Origin of the sequence: Mucilaginibacter terrae, assembly GCF_042679325.1 — a bacterium.
Lineage (GTDB): Bacteria > Bacteroidota > Bacteroidia > Sphingobacteriales > Sphingobacteriaceae > Mucilaginibacter > Mucilaginibacter terrae.
This window is the reverse complement of the sequence record NZ_JBHTMJ010000001.1, coordinates 55,039-76,760: the sequence shown is the minus strand read 5'-3', so window position 1 is coordinate 76,760 and position 21,722 is coordinate 55,039. Positions and strand designations below refer to the sequence as shown.

Sequence of the window (21,722 nt, the reverse complement as noted above, 5' to 3'; positions counted from 1 at the left end):
CGTCAGATTTTAGGATTAGGAATTAATACATATACCCCTAAAATGTCAGGAGGCAAAACAGGTGTAACTGCTTCAAACCGTTTAGCGCCAATGTACTTTGCGAAACGGGTATGAGCATTTACCAATTCATGAGACCGCTTCTCTACTACAGCAATAAAGTCAGGATGCAATTCTTCAAAATGTTGCAGTTCCTTTTCAAAAATAATTTTCTGCCTTTCAATACTAATGTCTAACGCACTTGATGTGTTCAATAGTGTTTTGCATTGGTCTATATCCAATGCATGTATACCATCAGTTGTTTGCTCATAGCCCCAAAGGAACATTTCCTCTGAAACCATTTCGTGTTGTTTGCTTACTTCACGAATAACATTGCGAACACGGAATTGGATTAAAGTGGTTTGTGTATTAACAGCATCTGTGCGGAATACGGATGCCCTTGCTGCTTTATTCCCTTTTCTTTCTTTATCAAGAGAGTTGGCAATAATGCGATGGCATATCTGTTCTACAAAACGGTGGTTGCGGCCTATATAACGGAATCCTTGTGGAGTAGGTGACTGGAATGAAATATGAATTTTGTCGCCCTGCCCCAGTGCAGATGCCATCCAATCATCCATATTCAGCTTCTTGAAAATATAACCGCCTCTTGTTTTCTCAAAATTAGCACCCAATAGTTTTGCGGCTGCCAACACAAATGCTTCTAAAGTGGCCACATCGCCAATGGCTTCATCTACCTCATGCAAGTCCTTTTTTACTTCATCTGGCATAATGCTTTCATGTGCAAAAATGGAACGGATTTTTTCGGCCTTTGCCCTTGCTGCTTCAATTTCGTTGGTAATTTCAACATCCAATTCGTCTAACTCAGGGCTTGCTCCGAAATCAATTCGTATTTGTTTTGAAAACCTATTTTGTGCTTTATCAGGATTTAATAATACCTCTTTCAAAACCTTATCCATCACCGAACGGTTATCATCGGCTAATGCAATACTTACGCCTGACGTGTTTTGTATGCGTTGTATTTTTTCAATGATGATTTTAAGCACCACCACATCCATAGGGTTGTCTTCGCCAAACAGTATCTTTACATTAATTGTATTTTGATGGTTGCCGTTTTTATCAATCCATCCCGGTTGGCCATAACGGTCAACACGGCCTTCTCTTTGTTCCAAACGGTTAGGATTCCAAGGTAAGTCATAATGCAGGATGGCATTGAATTTATCTTGTAGGTTAATACCCTCACTTAAACAGTCAGTGGCAACTAAAACCCGTTTAGTGCTTTTAGCCATTTCATCAATCTTCTCCCTGCGTTCTTCATCGCTCAGTTCGCTGGTGATGGCTCGAACATCTACATCTTTAGGTAAATATTCTTTTAGAATTGTAGCCACATATTGTGCAGTGCCAATAAAGCGACAGAAAACAATGGGGCTTTGCCCTTTATTAATCCAAAGCTTGATTTGTTCTGCACCAAGTTTTACCTTTTGATCTTTCTCAATTTTGGTTAACTCAGCAGCCTTTTGGGCAAGCCTATGCAATATATTCCATTCGCTTTCAGAAAGACCGGCACGGTCAATGATTTCAATCTGCTCTGAATCGCTTTGCTCATCCCACCTTTCTACAATCGGATTGTCTTTCACTTCATCTGCTGTAATCTCATCAGGCTCTGCAATTTTGGATTTACGCTTTTGTAACATTTCAAACCCTGCTGCCGGGCTGCTCATTACACCTCTTAATAATGACAGGGCAGCGAAGTATTTTATTCTTGCTTTGTTTTCTGTAACACCTTCGGTGCTTATACCTCTTGCAAATTTTAATACATCCTGATACAACTTGTAGTAATCAGAGGATGCAGAAAGGGTATAGGGTAATTCTTCTGTTGTTCGCTTTGGAAAAGGTGTTTCTTCATCCAACCACTTTTCAATATTCTTTCTTTTACGTTGTATGAAGTGGGCTGCTACCTTTCTTTTTTCTGATGTTTCTAAATCGGCAAAATCGTAGGTTTCAAATTCAGGATTAACTAACCCTAACAACGATTTAAATTCTCCATCTTTTCCGCTGTGTGGCGTTGCAGTTAGTAAAAGCAAATGTTGTTGATTGTTCTTAGCAATCTTCTCCAATAATTCATATCGTTGCTGGCTTTGTCCGGCTTTTTTAAAATCAAGATTTTTAGTGCAAGTATGAGCTTCATCTACAATCACTAAATCTGGCACATCTTTTAGAAAGGCAGGCATTTTAGCTGAACCATTTTTTACATAGTCAATAGATACCACTTGGTACGGATAATAGTTGAATACATTCAGTGTATCATCACCTACAATCTTTTTCTCCAAACCAGCGACTGTACTTGAACGAATGATTACAGCATCAATATCTAATTTATCTGCTAATTCCTTTTGCCACTGTTCGCATAAATGTGGAGGACATAAAACAGCAAAGGATTTTATAGTACCCCGTTCCGACAATTCGCGTAAAATCAAGATGGCTTCAATAGTTTTACCAACTCCAACATCATCTGCCACTAATAACCGGGTAACAGATTGCTTCAAAGCCATGATAAGAGGAACTAATTGATACGATCTTGGACGAAACGACAGTTTACCCATGCAACGAAATGGGCCGCTTACCTGGCGAAAAGAAAGCCTTGCTGCATCGTACAAAAGTTTTGCTGTAAGAAAACTGTCTAAGTCCGATTTATCGGGCAATTCAAACTGGTCGTCTTCTAATTTATCAAAGGCATGCAATACGGGTTCAAATACTGAAATCATTTCATCATCAGAACCACCAAGCGGTTTGAGCAAAATTATTTCATTATCAGAAGATGGCTGTACAACACACCTTCTTCCTCTGAATTTCACGAGTTTCCCCGGCTTTTTTAATTTACTGTCTATCATATTGCTTAGCGTACTTTTCTAAAAATGTCTTGTCTCCTTGTTACGAATGATGCAGCTGGTTCTGAGGTATAATCCCAAATCAACACATCAAAACCGGCTAACTCAATTGTTTTGCGTTTTTTTTCATCATCAGCTTTCGTGATGGCTTTCTTATGAATCCCACCGTCAACAAATACTAAAGCCTTGTCTTTTTCATACACAAAATCAGGTTGCACATAAAACTGCTCCATATTGTGGTTGGTAAAATCTGGCAATCTATATCCATTTTCAAACAGGTAATCTAACATTACTCTTTCCCCTGGACTACGATGGTGTAATCCTTTTTTTAGTTCCTCGTATTTCTCTTCATAAGTGCTGCCCACCGTATCATCAGGATTGGAAACGATTAATAATTCTAAGGCATTAATGATGGAATGACGATCTATCTTGGTATGATCCATTTGATTGTAATAAGACAACAAATCATCATAGCTTGCTTTAGGCCTTGTAGGAAATAGGTCTTCCTTTGTAGCATAGTCATAGCCACATATTTCATAGGCCCTTAAAAATATTCCTCGAAGTTTTGCCGGATTACGGGCAATATCTTTTAATACACCTATACTTCCTTCAGCTGATTCATACAACATGATGTTTTTATATTCGTCACTGCCCATCAATCGGGCATCAATTTCAACAGGCTCGATATTGTATAACTGCTCAATCGATTTCTCTAAAGCATATTGCATTGTTACAACCCCTTCTTCTGTTAAACCCAGCGATTTTATTGGCTGCACATATAATATATCAGAAGTATCATAAGTGTACAACATGATGTTTTGAATTGGATCTTCCGGATTAGGTTTCTCCAATTGTTTTTTTGTTTTGAAAAATCCTGTCTTAGTACCAATATCAAAACCATTATCACGGCCTCGCTTCCATTTTTTGTTTAGCAAAATCAGCTTTGCTGCCGGTGCGTAGAACAGTTTCATCAATTCATCGCCATCAACTGTTAGTTTAATTTTTGTGGCATCAAGCAAACTATCTGCTGAGTTTAAATAGAGTTCTGTTACATATCCTTCGGAGGTTCGCACTTCTTCCATGCAAGAAATACGTTCAGAATTTTCAGACTGGGCCTCTTCCAATTCGAGCAGGTTTTGATGTAGCTCAATATTGCTGGCAGTGAATTGTGTACCGGTAATGGGGTCTTGATTTTTGCCCTTCCCTTCATCTTTACCAAGAAAAGCATAATTGGTTTCTTTTGATATTTTAATTTCCATCAAGTCCAACGAAACATCATTTGGTGTAATTCGGTTTACCTTATACTTGCCACCATTGTGATAAATTAGATTATTAGGGCCAAACTCTTTCAACCCAATAAAACGAGGTCTTGAAATAGATTCATTTCTATCCTTGCCACCTAAGAAAACACGAATTGGCAAACGTGTAAAATTGTATCCCGGCAGAAAACCTTCAGAAGCCAAATAACGGAAAGTGTAAAACTCCGATAAGGTTGAATTTTTGTTTTTATCCGATTGGTTTTCCAATAGGCTTTTTCTATCCTTTGCCCTCATGTAAGAAATGTTGGCCAGTTTTTTTAGGTCTGCATCTTTTATTACAGGACTGATATGCGTTTCATGTGCCTCATTCATTTGACGCAAGGCATCTAAATACATTTTACGCCAACGTAGTAAGGCATGTTCTAATTTATCAGGAACCATTCTGATTTGCGTTTCTAACCATGCGTCATTAAACCATCGGATGCCTTTAAAATCAATGCTAGCAACTACTCTTAAAACCAAATTCTTTATATCATTAAATCTGGAATCAATTACATCCTGATATTTAGCCTTTATATCGCTTTTTAATTTATAAGTGCCCCCAGCAATATCAATTAGGTCAATCAATGAAGGTTTAAATTCTTCTGCATTTAAAAATGATAGTACCGTTGCATTTATATGAGAACGTATCAGTTCTTCATTGGTGAGGTCAATTCTTGGAGCCTGTACAATACCAGCTACCATTTTTACAGGATTTGCAAAATAGTGTTTGTCGTGCGGTGAAACTTTGGAAGCATAAGTGAATACCAATGCAGATTGCCCACTACGACCCGCGCGACCACTACGCTGTGCATAGTTAGCCGGACTTGGTGGAACGTTACGCATGTGAACAATGTTTAAAGAAGAAATATCAATTCCTAATTCCATTGTAGGCGAACAATACAATGCACTTAATTCAATTGCTTCATTGAACTTATCTTCTCTTTCAATTTTTTCCTCATTCTTAATTTGGCCGGTATGCTCAGCAGCTATGTATGATTTTGGTAGTTTAGAAAAATCTTCCTGATATAAATATTGAAAGTATAGATGTGGTTTGATTTTGATTTCCTCATCCAGAGTAATATATGATGTTTTATCTGTGGCAACATTTATCTTATCACCCTTTTCCCAAAGTACCTCGCCAAGATTTAATTGAAAAGTTATTTTATCACCTTTCTCTGCATGAATCAGTTGAGATTTTAAATAACTCATATCAGATAACAGATTCAATAAAGAACTCATAAAATCCAAATACTCCTGTGTGTTAGGTTGTGCGCCTGTTGATTTTCTAAATTCATGTTTAACAAACCTCGCTAAGCGACTCATAGGCCCAATACTTTGAATAAAGACTTCTCTTATGGCCTTGTCTGCACCTTCTAATGAAAGTGAGTTGGGGGCATCTATTTTTTCTCCCTTATCAAGCGACCAAAGTTTATTCTTATTTAATGCATTATTTAACTCATCCTGAGTTCGTAGTCGGTTTTCATAGCGTAGCATTTCAATATCAACTGCGTAAGCATTTCGAAAGTAGTCTAGTACTTGAAGTATAAAAGACTTTCTATATTCTCCAGAAGACCCACTTAGTAAATTGATATTGGTCCAGAGTGCTTCATTGTTAACATACTCATCCAATTTTTGATATGATATTTTAAGTAATGCTGTTTGCTCTAAATTCGGCAATATATAACGCCACCCTCTTTTTAGATCTTGTATAATTCGATACGAAATATAATTTCGAAGCGCCTTTTTATTTGTTTCACTAGGTATTAATGGATTGTTAGCAGGATATTCAGCATAATCCCTTTCAGGAAGTTTTAATTCTTCTTCAACTTTATAAACTAATTGAAATAACGTTAATGGTTCCGAGGCATAACTCAAAACTTTTTCAATTGCCGAACGTAAGTGAACTACTTGAATAAAATCATTAAAATGACCTGCCTGTAAGGATGCATCCTGCCTGTTATCAGTAAAGCTCATTAACTTTTGTTCTCTGAGATTTTCAAAGCCATATTTTTTATAAAGAGCTAACAAAGTTTGAAGCGTTATTAATGTAGTGGATGTGGATCGACCTTCATTACCCAAAGAAATAAGTTTTGATTTTTCGCTTAGCTTGGGTTCTAAATAAATTAAGCCACAGGTTGGATCGTAAATCAAAGGTGCAGGTATGAACCACGCCTTTTCTCCTTCACTTCGTGCATCTGAAAATGAGCCATCCTTTGATACATAAATTTCTTTGGGAAGAAGAAACTCTTTGGAAGGGTCAATTTTATCACCTGCTTTATTTTTCCATGCAGCTGGAAGTAATTCAAGAAGTCCGTTAATATCTAGTTGATATCCTTGATCAAACAATATATAACCGTCTGTATAATGATCTTGTGAACGCTTTAAAAGTTTCTTATCGTTAATTTTTAAATCATCTCCATTTTTAGGATTTTTATTTTCATTGAAATCTCGAAATACTAATTTTGATTCACCGAAATCTTTTCTGACGCAAATAAATTCTACGCCGCTAACCCGGCTAAATACCGTTTGGAAAACAGGAACTTCTGGTTCACTCTCAGAAAGTTTTACAAAAGGATTGGGCTCTAAGGTTACGTAACGTTTATCGGTATCTTCCATGGTTACATATACATACCCAGTCTGTGAAATAAACTGATGCAATTTGAAAGGGAGAATAGTATCCTTTTTCTTTTCTTTTGCACTTTCAATGTTTAATGATTCTGCCCAAATCAAAATTTCAACGATTTTTTTCTCGGCCTCTGCTTCGCTGATTCCCGTTTCATGTGAGAACTCAGTTGCAATTGTTTTTAACGATTTAGGTTCATTCCTTCTTTTGTGCTCACCTTCATTTCTAACAGCGATTGTTCTTTCAAGCCAAATTGCAATTGGGTTTTCAAGTATTGCTTTTTTTGAGAAGTCTTTTATGTCTGCTTTAAAAGCTGATATTAATGCCTCTTTTGATGGAATTACCTCATTTGTTGAATATGTGAGTGACTCTACAATTACGTTTTCTGGAAAGAAATCAGTGTCAAAAAATCTTGCTGCAACTTTTGCAACTTCATTTTTCTGTACATCAATTGTACCTGTAGCCATTGTTGCAGATGTGCCTATGCAAATTATTTTTTTATTTTTTGCTGCTGATTTAATTCTCCGGTTTAGCAAAGATACATCTGCTCCTTGTCTGCCTTTGTAAACATGCAATTCGTCATAAACTAAATATTCAATATTATCCAAAAAAGATTTTCTTAAACTTTCATCTGTCTTACGCACCATCAAGAGTTCTAACATCATGTAATTGGTGAGCAGAATATCGGGAGGATTTGCAGCTACCTTATTTCTGTCGTCCTGCTTTTCCTGTCCGGTATATTTTGCGAAAGTAAAGGGTAAACTACTGCCTGTTCGTTTTCTGTAGTTCTCTTCAAAGCCTGTTAATGCAGCTTCCTGTGAATTAATTAAGGCGTTTAAAGGATAAACAATAATTGCCTTAATACCTGGCTTATTTGAATTTTTAAAAAGATAGTTGAAAATTGTTGAGATGTAAGTCAAACTCTTACCGGATCCAGTACCAGATGTGACAATAAAACCTTTACCCTCATTGCCTTTAATAATTGCCTCAGTTTGATGTTTATATATTGACCATGAATTATTTTCACTATCATAGAAAATATCTTTAAAATCTTTTAACAATACACCATTATTAACCAAATCTTCAACACTGCCGCCAGATTCAAAAGAGGGGTTGAATTGAACTAATGGCTCAGGATATAAATTACCAGAATCAAAATCCTTTTTAACAGTCGCAAGTATTTTATCATCAGCAATATTGATAAAGCTGTCAATGTATAGTTTATAATCAGTCAGAATATCTTTATGTAAATCGAATATGTTTTTCATTTCTATGTTTACGCTTTTTAAGGTTTACATTTCCCAGCCACCTACATTTTATATTTTTCAACAATTCTATTTTTACAAATTCGTTGGCTTCGATAATCTTATAAGATAGACCAGGCCTTAATAGTCCTACCATATCTCCTAAAAAATCTTGATCTAATATTTTCTTTTCCATGTTTTCCAGAAACTGGAAACATAGTAAAATAAGGGCATATAATGTTAAGCCTTACTTTAGGATGTGTTTTTATTATTAAGTATAAGTTCTTTCTTCATTGACCTGATAGGTTCATATACTTGAAATACAGCTAAAAATAATGGAGGTGGTATATATCGACTTTGAATGATTCAACTATCCATTACAGCGGGAAGTTAGTTTACGAAGTGATTTGTACAAGTGGCTATCTCCATCATGCTGTACTAATTAAACTCATAAATTGTTATTGGTTAGGTAATATAAACTTAAAAAAGTTTTTGTAATTCACATGATTTTTTTATGATTTAATGAGCTGTTTACTAATAATTACGCTTTAAAGCTTCAATCATACCCAAAAACTTTCTGTTGTAAGAATCTTTGTATTGGCTTTCAAATGCCTGAATATGTATAGAATCATTTAAGCTCCAATAATAGTACAAATGATTATGACCTTTCCGCAGAAGAAATTGATTGGTCATCAATTCTGCAATTTGATCCTCTTCAATTCCTTGTAAAAGGATTCTACATTGGCCCGGTTCAATTTTAGGCTTGCCATTAGCGTTATCTAAATATGCATTTAAATATGCATCTCCATAAATTGGATTCTTATCAATTCCCTGAAATTCTAATTTACTTGTATAACTGAAATGACCATAACAGATAGATGTCGTAAGCATTATGTCGTGCGTAAGCATTCTTCTATTAATTTGCTTAATTGCGATAAGAAGTTCGTCCATTTGGATAGTCGAATCATGGTGATCGCTAAATAAAATACCGCAGTCGGATACAAAAAAACCTTGAACTGAACCATTTTCATCTAAAGCATCATAGCCAGCTTGATAAAATTGCGTAAGCGCTCGCAAAGCAATGTTATTATTGTTCATCATTAATTTGAATCCTGATATATCGATGAAAGCAACAAAAGTGTTTCCAGAGAAAGGTCGTATAGGCATGTTGAGGATAAGTTAGGTTACGTGAGTAAAAATAATGTTTAATTAGATATTAAATTCGGTTATATATCATTATTTATAACCATCAACGGCTATGATTAAAGTTTTACATCCGGCATCCCTTGGTGCCGCCTGATATTTTGAAAAGATTGCTCCATCCATGTCATCATTTATTTTAACTGAATAAAATCTACAAAAACTTCATCTTGGTTTATATTACCATCATCGGAACTACACTCATGAGTACATCCTACCGTCAAAAACACTTCGTTCAAACAATTCAGTCAAATGGATGATCCCAAAGAATCTTATCCATGGTCGATGGGTAGTATAAATCTTCCATTTGAGATACTCTTTCCTGGCTACTATAATAAAAGTACTCACATAGATTGTCAATATAAATTTGGTCAGATGATCAAAGAACCCTTTCAAGTAATTTGCTTTTTTGGAGCTCAAAAAAAAGGTTGGAACAATGAGATGATGTGGGCTCATTATGCAGATAACCAACGTGGTGTATGTTTAGAATTTGATGGTGAGGTTTTGGTAACAGTAGAAAATGAAAAATTTCCAAAAACTGAATGTATGTTGCAAAATGTCAACTTTACTAAAAGCAGCAAGAAAAAGCCTTGGATTAATTGGGATGTAAGGCTTACAGTTGACGAAAATTCAAGTAACTATTTGCCTGTCTTATCCCACGAAGTTGTTTTTCATAAATCGCACTTTTGGGAGAAAGAGGATGAAATGCGTTTACTATTTCTGAATCATAAAGAAAACTTGTATTTGCCATATGGTACCTCTTTAAAAGCAATTCACCTTGGACTGGGTTTTCCCCGCCATTACATTCCTGCAATAGAAACGTTAATCAAAGATACGCCGATCAAGCTTTATACATTAATTTATGAGAATGATGAATATAACAGATGGCGATTAAGTCGGAAAGATGGAAAACTTTGGACATCAAACGAAGATTATTAGTAAGCACTATAGTTAGGTTTGGCAGCGAAACCAGCCAATTTTTTTTTGATAACTATATTGAAATTATTCAGGTTAACATGTTATATCTGATGAATTAGTGGCAGTTTTTAAACCTGAAAAAAACTGCCACTATTCTGCCACAAAAAATTTGAGCGCTTTTGAAAGATTTGTTAACGTCTGTAAACCAAAAACTGTTAAAACTCGCTAACTACCAAAAGTTTAGATCTAATTATAGACAAGGATAAGTGCAATTTTAGAAAAGATGGATTCGAACCCTCGAGTACTGCTTATAATATATAAGCATCTAAAAATCAATGAATTATAATGTTTTAATAGCATAAGAAAACCGAACTTTAGGTTCGGTTTTCTTTCAGTGGAGCCGGAGGGATTCGAACCCTCGTCCAAACATGGTATAAGGTAAGCTTTCTACATGCTTAGCTCTGTTAAATTGTTAGGAAGGGGAAGGTCAGTAGCTCACCTATACCTTCTTCCTTAGGTGCTTTATCTTACCTGCTTATCACACCGCTAAGCTGGCCAGTTTCATCTTTCGATGCCCCATATACCGATCCGATGAAACGGAAAACCGGCGGGACAAAAGCTATGCTAATTCTAAATTAGGCAGCTAAGGCGTAGTTGTTTTCGCCATTTGAAGGTTTGAGCGTTCTGATTATAGCGCTAATTCGCCCAACGCGCTGCATGCTTACTTACTTATCTCCATCCTGTCAATTCCGGTCGACCCCATTTTTTATAGTAGTCCTAATTTGCAGTAGCAGTTAAGTATTGACAAATATACAAAATTTAGGCCAGTATTAGTGAATTCAAGATATTGATTGGATACTAACCGATCAGCCACCTTAAAGTTTTTAAGCAAAGTGTTCACGCATAAAGTGTTCGTATATACTCGCTAAACTTCAAAAAACTTCATTTTTCTTCATTTTATTACAATTTCTCACTTACTCATGAGAACTATTTTGTGCAATTATTGACCAAAAAGTGTTCACACGTGAACGGTTTCTAAACTGTTTCATGAACACTTTTCTCTAAAGATTTTGCTAACTATCCTACCCTACCCGGATAAACTTTCAACGCTTCTTCCAAACAAACCAATGCCGCTTGCAGGTCGGTGCTGTTTAACACGTAGGCCATGCGTACCTCGTTTTGGCCGGCACCCGGTGTGCTGTAAAAACCTGTAGCCGGAGCCATCATCACTGTGGCATTGTTATGGCTGAAATCTTCCAGCATCCACTGGCAAAACTTATCCGAATTATCAATCGGAAATTTGGCTACTACATAGAATGCACCGCCCGGGTTAGGGCAAAACACACCTTCCATTTTGTTTAAGGCACTAACCAATATATTACGGCGGTGCGTGTATTCCTGATTCACAGTTTCAAAATAGCTGTCCGGGGTATCAACGGCGGCCTCCCCTGCTATTTGCTCAACCAAACCCGGACTCAAGCGTGCCTGGGCAAATTTTAAACCGGCTTGTAATACGGCTTTATTCTTGGTAATTAAGCAGCCTAAACGGGCGCCGCAGGCACTGTAACGCTTGCTAACGGTATCCATTACAATTACGTTTTCTTCCAATCCGCTCAGGTGCATGGGCGATATAAACTCGCGTCCATCATAGCAAAACTCCCGATAGGCTTCGTCCGAAAACAGGTACAGATCATATTTCAATACCAGTTCCTTTAAAGCCTGCATTTCCTCGTTAGAGTACAGGTAACCAGTTGGATTATTGGGATTACAAATAATAATGGCCTTGGTACGATCGGTGATCAGCTTTTCAAACTCGCTGATAGCAGGCAACGCGAAACCATTATCAATAAACGACAGGATGGGCTTCACCACAATATCGCTCTGGCAGGCAAAGCCATTATAGTTGGCGTAAAATGGTTCGGGTATAATTACTTCATCGCCCGGGTTTAGGCAGGTCATCATGGCTATAGTGATAGCTTCTGAGCCACCGGTGGTTACAATGAAGTTCTCGGGCGATAAATTATAATGGAGCTTGTTATAATATTCGGTCAGTTTTTTACGGTACGATAATGTACCCTCTGATGCCGTGTACGCCCAAACCTTAAAGTCGATGTTCTTAACGGCGTTCAGCATGCCTTCGGGCGTTTCAATATCGGGCTGACCAATGTTCAGGTGATATACTTTTTTACCTTCCAGCTTGGCTTTTTCGGCAAAGGGAGTTAACTTACGTATGGGCGAGGCGGGCATGTACTCACCTTTTTGAGAGATTTTTGGCATACGGCAAAACTACAAAAAAGCAGGTAAACAAAGAGAGGCGCAAAAATTTGCGCCTCTCATAAATATCGTTTAAAATGGTATTCTTATTTACTGGTACGTGCCGGCGATTCTACTACTTCACCCAAGATGATCAGGTTTTTAACTGGTGTTTTAGCGTTTGATGTTACTACAATAGTTTTGCTGAACGGAGAAGCTACGGCAGCATTGTAAGTGATCGAAATAGTACCTTTAGCACCTTTTAATACCGGTGTTTTGGTATAATCGGCAATAGTACAGCCGCAAGTTGGTCTTACTTCAGTTATAATAAGAGGCTCCACCCCTACATTGGTATATTCAAAAATAGTGGTAACAGGCTTACCCTTGGCTATTTTACCAAAATCGTGTTTTTCCTCGTTAAATTTAAACTCAGGTTTATTGTCCTGTGCAGATGCTGTAATAGTGAAACCCATAATTACAGCAAATAGTACGATCAGCTTTTTCATATTCATTGTAGTTTGACACAAATATAATTTAATAGTTTAACTTACAACAAAAATCATGCATACTATTTAATGTTACAATGCATAAACGTTTTTACAACAGATTTCAATACAGAATTTTTTATTTTTACCGCCTAAACGAATAATATATGCCAGAAAGCACATTACCGGCTACGGGCAATTTTACGGAGCACGAATTGAGTTTTAATGATTTCAGACAAATTATTATAAACGATTATCGCATTGGCTTTGAAAGCCGGCAGGCCAGCTTACTGGGCCGCCGCGAGGTGCTTACCGGTAAAGCCAAGTTTGGGATATTTGGAGATGGAAAGGAAGTAGCCCAGCTGGCTATGGCTAAGGCTTTTAAAAAAGGCGACTGGCGAGCCGGATATTACCGCGACCAAACCTTTATGTTTGCCACCGGCATGAGCACGCTCAAAGAGTTTTTTGCGCAGCTTTACGCCCACCCCGATATTGAAAAAGACCCGGCATCGGCAGGCCGTCAAATGAACTGTCATTACGCTACACGCTTTGCCAACCCCGATGGCTCCTGGGTAAACCAGGCCGAAACCATGAACTGCTCGGCGGATATATCTACCACCGGCGGGCACATGCCGCGTTTACTGGGTTTGGCTTATGCTTCAAAACTATATCGTCAAAACAAGGAGCTCGAAAGCTTAAAACAGTTTTCGGTGAACGGTAATGAGGTAGCTTTTGGTACAATCGGCAACGGTTCCACCTCCGAAGGTATTTTTTTAGAGACCTTTAACGCTGCCGGTGTATTGCAGGTACCAATGGCTATTTCCATTTGGGATGATGCCTACGCCATATCGGTTCCGGCAAGTTTACAAACCACTAAAGAAGATATATCTGAAGCTTTAAAAGGCTTTCAACGGGAAGAAGGCACCAACGGCTACGAAATATTTAAGGTGCGCGGATGGGACTATGTTGCCCTTTGCGAAACCTACGCCATAGCTATTGAGCTTTGCCGCACGCAACATGTACCGGTATTAATACACGTTACCGAAATTACCCAGCCGCAAGGCCACTCCACCTCGGGCTCGCACGAGCGCTATAAACCGGCCGACCGCCTTGCCTGGGAACTTGAACACGATTGCCTGTTGCAAATGCGCAACTGGATGATCAACTCGGCCATTATGACCGAGCAGGATTTGGATGAACTGGAAGAAACTGCTAAAAAGCACGTGCGCAACAGCCAGCGCGAAGCCTGGAACGAACTATCGACCGAAATTAAGACTGAACTCGAAGAAGCCGCCGCTTTAATTGAGCAACTGGCGCAGCATTCATCGGTCGACGAGCTTTCAACCGTAGCTTCTACCCTGCGCGCAACGGTTGATCCGGGTCGACGCGAAATTATTAGCTCGGTGCGTAAAGCCCTGCGATTAACGAATAAGGAAGATAAGCCCGAGCGTAAAAACCTGACGGACTGGTTAGCCAGCGAGCTGAAAGAAAACGCCGAACGTTTTAACTCTAAATTATTCAGCGATACACCGCAATCGCCGTTATTGGTACCGGTTGTACCTGCTCAATATAATAGCGATGCCAAACTACTGGACGGCCGCGAAATTTTAAACGCCGCCTTTGATGCCGCCTTTGAACGCGACGAACGCATTGTAGCCTTTGGCGAAGATGTGGGCGCCATAGGCGATGTGAACCAAGGCTTTGCCGGCTTACAGGCCAAGTACGGCGATCTTCGGATTACCGATACCGGCATCCGCGAAAACACCATTATAGGGCAAGGAATGGGTTTGGCCATGCGCGGCCTGAAACCTATTGCCGAGATACAATATTTAGATTACTGGATTTGGGCCATTACCGTATTAAGCGATGATTTGGCCAGCCTGAGCTACCGCACCCGCGGCGGACAAAAAGCACCATTAATTGTGCGTACCCGTGGTCACCGCTTAGAAGGTATCTGGCATTCGGGGTCGCCTATGGCATCGTTATTAGCAAACCTACGTGGTATGCACATTTGTGTGCCTCGTAACATGACACAGGCTGCCGGTATGTATAACACACTTTTGCTGGGCGATGAACCCGCTATTGTAATAGAAAGCCTGAACGGTTATCGTTTAAAAGAAAAATTGCCATCGAACATTGGTGAGTTCACCGTACAATTAGGCAAAGCCGAGGTAATGTTGCAGGGAAATGATGTAACCGTTATTTCATACGGTTCTACCCTGCGCATTGTACAGGAAGCTGCCGGAGAACTGACGGCTATGGGCATCAGCATCGAAATTATTGATCCGCAAACCCTCTACCCTTTCGATCTGGATAAAGATTGTGTACATTCATTGCAAAAAACCAACAAGCTGTTGGTAGTTGATGAAGATGTACCGGGCGGTGGTTCGGCATATATATTGCAAAACATACTGGAAGTTCAGGGTGGTTATGCCTATTTGGATTCGGCCCCTAAAACATTGTGTGCAAAAGCTCACCGCCCGCCTTACGGCTCAGATGGCGATTACTTTACAAAACCTTCTATAGATGATATTATAGAAGCCGTTTACGCTATGATGCACGAAAGCAACCCGGCTAAGTTTCCAGCAATTTATTAACAAATTACTCAGGTCTTCCCAAAACGGAGGACCTTTTTTACAATACGTATGTTTACCCTAAACTCATGAAGAGTATTTACATATTATGCCTTGTAATGATGATTGGCAAATATGCCCGAAGCCAGGACACCGTTCGACGCACTTATACAAAAACCACTCAACTAAGCTTGCGATTAGATACTAATGCGGTTGTGTATGACGAGCAAGGTAAAAGTTTGCGTTATTATCAATACCAGCAGCTGCTCAACTCGGGCGATTATACCATAAGTTACAAAGGCGGCATGCCCGGCGACCCGGCTGCTAAAAGGTTTCTCAAACGCCTAACCGTGCAGGAACAGAACGATAGGTATTTAACCATAAAGCAGTTTACGCTCATTAAAAGTCCGCTGCTACAAGAAGGTATGCAACTGGATGTAAAGCCATTATTAGCGGCAATGAAACCTGAAGAGTTATACAATAAGGTAGTCGTTCTTATTTTCTGGTCTGCCGGTTGCCCGCCCTGCACCGAAAGTTTTGCCGACATTAATAACTTTTTAAAACAAATACACAACCCCGAAGAGTTGGTGGTTTTGGCGATAAGCAGAGACAGCAAGCAAGTTGCACAAGCCAAGCTACAAGAAAAGCCGCTTTTATATGCGCAGTTTTTAAACCAGGCACATTCGGTTTACAATGCCTACCAGCTTAACCACATGCCATCTTACGTGGTTACCGATAAGAGCCACATTATCCGATATTCGACCACTGGCGCCGGGCAAACTACTCTGCCATCTTTTAAAAGCACTATCAAAGCTGTATTACAGCAATAATAAATATTATGGCGTTTCCCTCCGGGCCGGGTCATCCGCTCATACGCCTGCAGGCCTTACGCACATGGCTGGTATCCGCTTCTGCCCCTAACGCAAACACCTGATATTCGAGTCATGCCGATGGCTATCGGCATCCCACATACTAAGTAAGTGGGCGCAGTGACCATCATTCACCTTTCCGCAGAGATGCCGATATTCATCGGCCTCGACTTTAAAACACAAAACGCGTGTGGAATACTTTACCATCCACCTTTAACTTAAATACCCTACTTTTGCCGCAATAAAAGCAAAACTTTATAACTGAATGGATAGTCAAACTTTCACCACCATAGCCGAAAACATCAAGAACCGTCGTACCATTAAACCCGGTACCATGAACGGTCAAAAAATACCTAACGGCCACGTAGCCGCTTTATTAGAACTGGCCGATTGGGCTCCCACCCACGCCTTTACAGAGCCCTGGCGCTTTGTAGTGTACGAAAACCCGCTAACCTTTACCCAGCAACATGCCGAGTTATACCAAGAAGCGGCCGAAGCAGCAGGTAACTTTAATCCGGCTACTTACACCAACCTGGTTAACTTGGGTAACAATACATCGCACGTTGTAATAGCTATTATGCACCGCAGCGAACTCTCCAAATTACCTGTGGTAGAAGAGATCGCCGCTGCATCGTGCGCTATACAAAACTTACTATTGGGAGCCGCTGCATTAAATATCGGTTCGTTTTGGAGTACTGGCGGTGCAACCTTGAAACCTATTATGAAAGAGTTTTTAGGCTTAGGCGCCGAAGATCAGGTTTTGGGCGTATTGTACCTGGGTTACAGCGATGTTCATCCCGAAGGTGTGCGCAAAACACCGCTGGAAGAAAAAATTAAATGGGTGCAGTAAAACGCTCTACCATTAATAGTTAACTTATAACAAACAGGCTTACCAATACGTAAAAGCACTGGCAACCAGCATTGGTTACCAGTGCTTTTTTTTACCATACGTATCACCACCTAAAAGTTACACCATTAACCCTTTTAAAGTTAATATTGTATGGCCTGTAGTTATAATTTTTAACAATAGTGAAATATTTGTAAGAATTTAAAAACCATTTGCGCTATACACACCTTATATATGAGAATTAAGTGACCGTAAAAATTAGGTATTAAGTATATTTGTGATAGAGTGTCATAATTATTATAGCCGGATATATTGTAAACCTTTTAATTGAGGATGATAAAAACCATAAAAACACCTATGAAAAGAAGAATCTGGTTAGCAGTTACTCTACTTGTAATATTCAGTTTTGCCATTATCAGTTCCAGGTCGGCAACGGTTAAGAAAGCTACTTCGGCCATTAAGGTAGAAGATAAAGCCAAAAACGTAAACTCGGCGTTCTCCAGCTATGTAACAGATATTTACCAATCGGCAGATCTTAAAATGCATGGCTTGGATTACGATGTATTTCAAAAAGCGGTTACCGGTTATTTCAATTTAAAGCAAAATAAAAAGCTATCTAAAAAAAGTGAAGTTATTACCGTTATAGATTTTAATAAAGCCAGTACTGTTAAACGGATGTGGATTGTTGATTTGCTGAAAAAAGAGTTGGTGCTAAACACCTGGGTTGCCCACGGCCAGGGTAGCGGCGATAACATAGCCACGCAATTTTCCGACGATAATAACTCGCACCAGAGCAGCCTTGGGTTTTATGTTACCAACGAAGTTTATTATGGCAAACATGGCCGTTCGTTAAAGCTGGACGGTATGGATGCCGGTTTTAACACCCATGCCCGCGAACGCGCTGTGGTTTTGCATGCCGCTAATTATGTATGCGAAAATACGATTAAGCAATTAGGCCGCCTGGGCCGTAGCCATGGTTGCCCTGCAGTATCTCCCGAGGTTTCTAACAAAATCATCGACCTGGTTAAAGGAAAGAATATGATTTACGTAAATGCCAACGTAAGCAATTATAATTCAAAATATTTAAATCAGGATTTTTTACCCAATTTTGCCTCACAGCCCGATAGTGCGGTACAACTAACCAAAGCCAGCTTTTAAACTGTTTATAAAATATTTTTTGCAACCCATGTATAACCTACATGGGTTTTTCATTTTAAGAGCGGCTAATAGCTTTAGTAACCAAACAATGTGAATTACTAAACCGAAACCTACGGCCCTATTGTTACTTACTCCACCATAAACTTTTGAAACGGTAAATAGCAGTACAAAAACAAACTCCACATGTGAAATGTACCGCCCCCGGTGGATATACTATTTACCCAAGAAACAGGCGATTGTAAATAGGAACCGGGTTATAAAGTGAAAGAATTAGCTCTCCGGCTTCCTAAAAAAGGATATTTAATTTCATTGTAACAGTTCACTATTGATGTGCTTACACATAATTTTAACGTAGCTGCAAGTTAAATATTTATACCCTTGACATAGGGCTGTCTTTTACGACTCATAGTTTTGCTTCATAAAAAAATTATGAAAACAAAAACTGAAGAAGTGGCCAATCGCTATTACGAGTTGGCACAACGGGGACAAATTGATGTAATTAAGAAAGAGTTATATGCTACAGACATTGTAAGTATAGAACCAGAAAACAATTCGAGTCTGGAACTAATTGTTAAAGGCACCGAGGCTTATGAAAAAAAGGAAGCGCAATTTTTTACCATGTATAATGATATGTATGGAGGTTTTTGCAGTAAGCCTTTAATTTCTACTTTTCACTTTACCTGCGCCATGGGTTTTAGCTTTACATTAAACGGCGAAGAAAAAACAAAAGAGGAGATTGCGGTATTTGAAGTTAAAAATGGAAAAATAGTTAAAGAACAGTTTTTCTATAACGATTTTGAGTTTTAATTCTCTAATAATTTAATTTTAAAGATGGCATAAATAGTGTACTGTTTTTGCCATCTTTATTTACCATAAGCTTGTTTTCTATATGCAGCGAAAGTTATGGAATGAGGATCAAAACTTTCGTCAGCCAAAGAAAGTTTCTGTATCCCTGTTAACGAAAATGTGCGAAATTCTTTTCTTAACCGGCAATAAGCCACAAGTACCCACTCATCATTTTGATTACTGTAAACTGCAAATGGTTCAACATCCCTTACCGATAAATTATGCGCTGCATTAATGTAATTAATTGTAATCACTTGATGTTCTGTCAAAGCCTTTTGAATACTTAACAAGTACTTGCTTTTCGGACCAACATCTGTATAGGTTTTGGTGACCCCAATTTTTTGCTCAAGTATTTCGATTTGAGCTTTTAAAGCATTTGGAATAACTGCCTTAATTTTCTCAATGGCTGAAGAAAATTCCTTAATAAGTGATTCATCCTTACACGCTCTGATAATAAATTCTGCCGTAATTAATGCATTAGCCTCATTAATTGTAAACATAACAGGTGGTATCCTGTAACCTTCCATCAAACTGTAACCCCGGCCCTCCTCACAAACTATAGGTACACCCGATGTTTCCAATGCTTTCATGTCCCTGTAAATAGTGCGTGGCGTTACGCCATATTTAGCAGCAAGTTTAGGCGCTGTAACTAACCTTTTAGATTGCAATTGAATCAAGATCGAAGTTAACCGTGAAAGCCTGTTTATTTCATTATGTTCCATCTTAATTATAATTACATCATGGTAACGTATAAATTATAAAAATACGGTTCATTAAATTAATATGTAATGTATTTAGCGATAAGTATTTTTATAATTCAGCATACTTATCAATCAATATTATAACATAATAACGCCCCACCCTTGTTTCCACAACATAAGTGTTGTAACTTGTAAAGATTTCAACACATAATTCGGGTTTAAGGGATAAATACTACTTTTAGAAAATTTTTTAATTTTATATATGGTTAAAGATATAGTTACCGACGAATACGTAAAACCCCGATACCCCAAAAGTATTCCCTTCATTATTGGTAATGAAGCGGCCGAGCGTTTCAGCTTTTACGGCATGCGCTCTATCCTGGTAACTTTTTTAGTGGCCCAGTTTTTTAACCCCACCGGCAGTGCCGCCCTCAAAACAGTTGCCAATGCCCAAGCCAACGAAATATCGCACATTTTTGTAGCTTTAGCCTACGCCATGCCTTTTGTTGGTGCCCTGGCGGCCGATTGGTTTTTCGGCAAGTATAAAGTAATTCTGTATGTATCTATCCTATACTGCTTCGGCCACTTGTGCCTGGCCGTTTTTGATACCGACTTAACCGGTTTCCGTTATGGTTTAATCTTGATTGCCATGGGTGCGGGTGGTATTAAATCGTGCGTATCGGCCAACGTGGGCGATCAGTTCGACCGTACCAATCAAAGTCTGCTCTCCAAGGTTTACGGCTGGTTTTATTTTGCTATTAACGCGGGTTCTGTTTTATCAACCTTGGCTATACCCTACTTATACGAGCATTACGGCGCAAAATGGGCATTTGGTGTACCGGGTATTTTAATGGCCATTGCTACCCTGATCTTCTTTTCAGGTCGTAAACGGTATGTAAAAGTTCCACCTGCTGGTATCAACAAAAACAATTTTGTATTTATATCCCTATATGCCCTGTTCAACATCGGCAAAAAGCAAAAAGGACAAGCCCTGTTGGATGTAGCCAAGGGAAAATATGACGCCGAAAAAGTAGAAGGCATTAAAGCCGTATGGCGTGTAATGGCCGTATTCGCTTTCGTACCCATTTTTTGGGCCATGTGGGATCAAAGCCTATCCGAATGGGTTTTACAAGCTAAAGAACTTGATCTAAACATGTTCGGTTATAAAGTATTGGCTGAGCAAGTGCAAACCGCTAATCCTGTTTTCCTATTATCGTTTATCCCTATCTTCAATTATTGGATATATCCTTTTTTAGATAAAATAGGGCTCAAAACTACGCCATTACGTCGTTTAGGCGTTGGTTTAGCCTTAACCGGTCTATCATTCGTAATTATCGCTTTAATACAAACCCGGGTAGATGCGGGTCAGCATCCATCGGTTTGGTGGCAAATATTGGCTTACATGGTACTATCTGCGGGTGAAGTACTGGTATCAATTACCGGTTTGGAGTATGCATACACGCAATCGCCAAAATCTATGAAGAGCACCATGTCGGCCATTTGGCTGCTTACGGTGGCTATAGGTAATTTATTTGTGGCCTATGTAAACAACAGCATTTCTAACAAAGGCTTTTTCGCCCAGTTAGAAGGTGCCAATTACTTTTGGTTTTTTGTTGGCTTAATGGCCGTTTTTTTACTGTTATACGTATTTGTATCGCCCCGCTTAAAGGAACGTAACTATGTAACCGAGGACGAGAACAAAGTAGCTGCCGAAACCACTAATTTATAAATTTAACATAATTTAACCGGAGGCAGAAAGGCATTAGCTTTTCTGCCTTTGTTATTTTAAGCGTTAAATACTTACTTTTGCCAACTGTACCCT

At 38.9% G+C, this 21,722-nt stretch carries 14 protein-coding genes and 1 other RNA gene; 7 read left to right on the top strand and 8 right to left on the bottom strand.

Annotation, left to right across the window (positions count from 1 at the left end):
* Positions 1-2 precede the first annotated feature (2 nt).
* The 4 genes from ACFQ3S_RS00330 to ACFQ3S_RS00315 form a co-directional block, all read right to left on the bottom strand.
* Positions 3-2,885, bottom strand: a complete 2,883-nt coding sequence (locus ACFQ3S_RS00330) for a helicase-related protein (protein WP_377160032.1) — start codon at positions 2,883-2,885, stop codon at positions 3-5.
* Between the two features lie 5 nt (positions 2,886-2,890).
* Positions 2,891-8,074, bottom strand: a complete 5,184-nt coding sequence (locus tag ACFQ3S_RS00325; RefSeq protein ID WP_377160030.1) for a DEAD/DEAH box helicase — start codon at positions 8,072-8,074, stop codon at positions 2,891-2,893.
* Positions 8,049-8,246, bottom strand: a complete 198-nt coding sequence (locus tag ACFQ3S_RS00320; protein ID WP_377160028.1) for a hypothetical protein — start codon at positions 8,244-8,246, stop codon at positions 8,049-8,051. The genes ACFQ3S_RS00325 and ACFQ3S_RS00320 overlap by 26 nt, the downstream gene beginning before the upstream one ends.
* A gap of 338 nt (positions 8,247-8,584) precedes the next feature.
* On the bottom strand, positions 8,585-9,217 hold the full coding sequence (locus tag ACFQ3S_RS00315; RefSeq protein ID WP_377160026.1) for a hypothetical protein: 633 nt from the start codon (positions 9,215-9,217) through the stop codon (positions 8,585-8,587).
* A 285-nt stretch (positions 9,218-9,502) separates the two neighbouring features.
* Between ACFQ3S_RS00315 and ACFQ3S_RS00310 the strand changes: the two genes are divergently transcribed.
* Positions 9,503-10,189, top strand: a complete 687-nt coding sequence (locus ACFQ3S_RS00310) for a DUF2971 domain-containing protein (RefSeq protein ID WP_377160024.1) — start codon at positions 9,503-9,505, stop codon at positions 10,187-10,189.
* A gap of 371 nt (positions 10,190-10,560) precedes the next feature.
* On the opposite strand, the gene ssrA is transcribed toward ACFQ3S_RS00310, so the two are convergent.
* The 3 genes from ssrA to ACFQ3S_RS00295 form a co-directional block, all read right to left on the bottom strand.
* Positions 10,561-10,929: a transfer-messenger RNA gene (ssrA, locus tag ACFQ3S_RS00305) on the bottom strand.
* Positions 10,930-11,245: 316 nt separating this feature from the next.
* Positions 11,246-12,445, bottom strand: coding sequence for a pyridoxal phosphate-dependent aminotransferase (locus tag ACFQ3S_RS00300; protein WP_377160022.1), 1,200 nt, complete (start codon positions 12,443-12,445; stop codon positions 11,246-11,248).
* Positions 12,446-12,528: 83 nt separating this feature from the next.
* A complete protein-coding gene (locus tag ACFQ3S_RS00295) occupies positions 12,529-12,927 on the bottom strand; it encodes a DUF1573 domain-containing protein (protein WP_377160020.1) in 399 nt (132 codons plus the stop codon).
* A 146-nt stretch (positions 12,928-13,073) separates the two neighbouring features.
* Between ACFQ3S_RS00295 and ACFQ3S_RS00290 the strand changes: the two genes are divergently transcribed.
* From ACFQ3S_RS00290 to ACFQ3S_RS00270, 5 genes are all read left to right on the top strand, one after another.
* Positions 13,074-15,503, top strand: a complete 2,430-nt coding sequence (locus ACFQ3S_RS00290; RefSeq protein ID WP_377160018.1) for an alpha-ketoacid dehydrogenase subunit alpha/beta — start codon at positions 13,074-13,076, stop codon at positions 15,501-15,503.
* Positions 15,504-15,568: 65 nt separating this feature from the next.
* Positions 15,569-16,309 (top strand): peroxiredoxin family protein, encoded by a 741-nt coding sequence (locus ACFQ3S_RS00285; protein WP_377160016.1) that lies wholly within the window; start codon positions 15,569-15,571, stop codon positions 16,307-16,309.
* A gap of 304 nt (positions 16,310-16,613) precedes the next feature.
* Complete coding sequence (locus ACFQ3S_RS00280; protein WP_377160014.1) at positions 16,614-17,198, top strand: nitroreductase family protein; 585 nt, start codon at positions 16,614-16,616, stop codon at positions 17,196-17,198.
* A gap of 354 nt (positions 17,199-17,552) precedes the next feature.
* Entirely contained in the window at positions 17,553-18,353 is an 801-nt protein-coding gene (locus tag ACFQ3S_RS00275; RefSeq protein WP_377160012.1) for a murein L,D-transpeptidase catalytic domain family protein, read from the top strand.
* A 429-nt stretch (positions 18,354-18,782) separates the two neighbouring features.
* Complete coding sequence (locus ACFQ3S_RS00270) at positions 18,783-19,160, top strand: SnoaL-like domain-containing protein (RefSeq protein ID WP_377160010.1); 378 nt, start codon at positions 18,783-18,785, stop codon at positions 19,158-19,160.
* A gap of 56 nt (positions 19,161-19,216) precedes the next feature.
* Here the strand turns inward: ACFQ3S_RS00270 and ACFQ3S_RS00265 are convergent, their stop codons facing one another.
* A complete protein-coding gene (locus tag ACFQ3S_RS00265) occupies positions 19,217-19,921 on the bottom strand; it encodes a helix-turn-helix transcriptional regulator (RefSeq protein WP_377160008.1) in 705 nt (234 codons plus the stop codon).
* Positions 19,922-20,162: 241 nt separating this feature from the next.
* Here ACFQ3S_RS00265 and ACFQ3S_RS00260 point away from each other — a divergent pair, with 241 nt between their 5' ends.
* On the top strand, positions 20,163-21,629 hold the full coding sequence (locus tag ACFQ3S_RS00260; RefSeq protein WP_377160006.1) for a POT family MFS transporter: 1,467 nt from the start codon (positions 20,163-20,165) through the stop codon (positions 21,627-21,629).
* The last annotated feature ends 93 nt before the right edge of the window (positions 21,630-21,722 follow it).